General features: G+C 51.7%; 2 protein-coding genes. One reads left to right on the top strand and one right to left on the bottom strand.

What is annotated here, in order from left to right:
• Positions 1-1,390: AbgT family transporter (locus ACTF5Z_RS12135; protein ID WP_438985861.1), on the bottom strand; the 1,390-nt coding region annotated here is incomplete at its 3' end.
• A 178-nt stretch (positions 1,391-1,568) separates the two neighbouring features.
• Here ACTF5Z_RS12135 and ACTF5Z_RS12140 point away from each other — a divergent pair.
• A partial coding sequence (locus ACTF5Z_RS12140) for a zinc ribbon domain-containing protein (protein ID WP_438985862.1) occupies positions 1,569-1,664 on the top strand: 96 nt, incomplete at its 3' end.

Genomic DNA, 1,664 nt, shown 5'->3' on the forward strand with positions numbered 1-1,664 from the left:
ATTTAACGTATTTCTGGCAATACACGACCACCAGTGGGAAGTAGGGCATAAGCGGGGTAATGATATTAGAAGTCGAGTCGCCTACTCGGTAGGCGGCCTGGGTGAGGTCTGGTGAAATACCCAACTGCATCAACATGGGTACAAAAATCGGGGCTAAAAGCGCCCACTTTGCGGACGCGGACCCCACAAATAAGTTAAGCAGCGCGGTCAGCAAAACAATGCCAATGACAGTGATAGATCCCGGTAGCCCCGACGCTTTTAATAACTCCGCGCCTTCCAACGCCAACAAAATCCCCAAATTAGATGCAGAAAAACTGTAAATAAATTGGGCAATAAAAAACATGATGACTAGGTAGTAGCCCATATCTTGCATCGACTTGGTCATACCTTCGATGACGTCTTTCGAGCTTTTAACGGTGCCAGCTACGACGCCGTAAACCACTGCGGGCAGTAGGAACAAGACAAAGATGAGCGGAACAATGGAGCCCATCAGGGGCGCCCCAAATTCTGTTAGAGTGCCGCCAGCTCCGCGCCAAGCAGATGTCTCGGGGATCGCACTCGCAACCAGAGCAACGGCCGCCACCCCCATGCTGATTAGCGCGTATCGTAATGCCTTTTGCTCTTGGGCATTCAGGCTTTCGCTGACATCTGATGTCGATGGGTTGGCGTCCAGAGCCGTGCCCTGCAGTCGGGGTTCTACAATTCGATCGGTAATAAACCAACCTAGCAGGATAATGACGATTGAAGAGAGCGAGGTGAAGTAGTAGTTGTTGAGGGGATTGAGCACGATGTCTGGATTGAGAATTTGCGCGCCAGTTTGGGTAATGCCCTGCAACATAGGGTCAATGGCAGAGGGGATAAAGTTGGCTGAAAAGCCACCTGATACACCGGCGAAGGCAGCGGCAATACCCGCCAAGGGGTGGCGACCTGCGGCATAGAAAATGACCCCGCCTAGGGGAATGACAAGCACATATCCGGCATCGGCTGCGGTATGGCTAACAATACCCACCAAGATAATCATGGGGGTTAGCAGCCAGCGAGCAGTGACGCTAAGCAGAGCCTTCAAACCGGTGTTGATAAAACCTGTGTGTTCAGCAACGCCAATCCCCAACATGGCAACCAAGACCACGCCAATCGGGTGAAAATGCGCAAAATTTTTGACCAGCTGAGTCATGAATGTGGCAAGTGCATCTCCTGACAATTGGTTGTGCACAATGACCGCGGTGCCCGTGCGAGGATCGATTAAGTCGTAATCGAATAGGGAAAAAATGGCTGACAATGCCCACACCACGAAGAGTAAGCCGACAAATAGCATGGCGGGGTCGGGTAGCGCATTGCCCCAGCGCTCGATAGTGGACAAGGCGCGTTGTCCCAAAGTTTTTTGCGTCATAGCCGTTTCCTTAAACTTTTAATATTGAAATTGGACGTTATCTCGCCACTCAGGTCAAGGTGAAAAGAGATCCAAGCGTCAGTGCTAGATTGTAAGCTGCGCCGGTATAGTCCATCTAAAACTTGCGGCCTATCCGCGTATCCGTTGAAATGGCATTAACAGACAAGAGTAGCCGTTTATGTCCGATCGTCCTTTTTGCCGACGTTGTGGTACCCCGCTCACCGAGCGCGTGCCCAAAGGGGATCACAAGCCCCGCTGGTGCTGTGAGGCCTGT

It is taken from the genome of Aequoribacter sp. (assembly GCF_965659035.1).
Lineage (GTDB): Bacteria > Pseudomonadota > Gammaproteobacteria > Pseudomonadales > Halieaceae > Aequoribacter.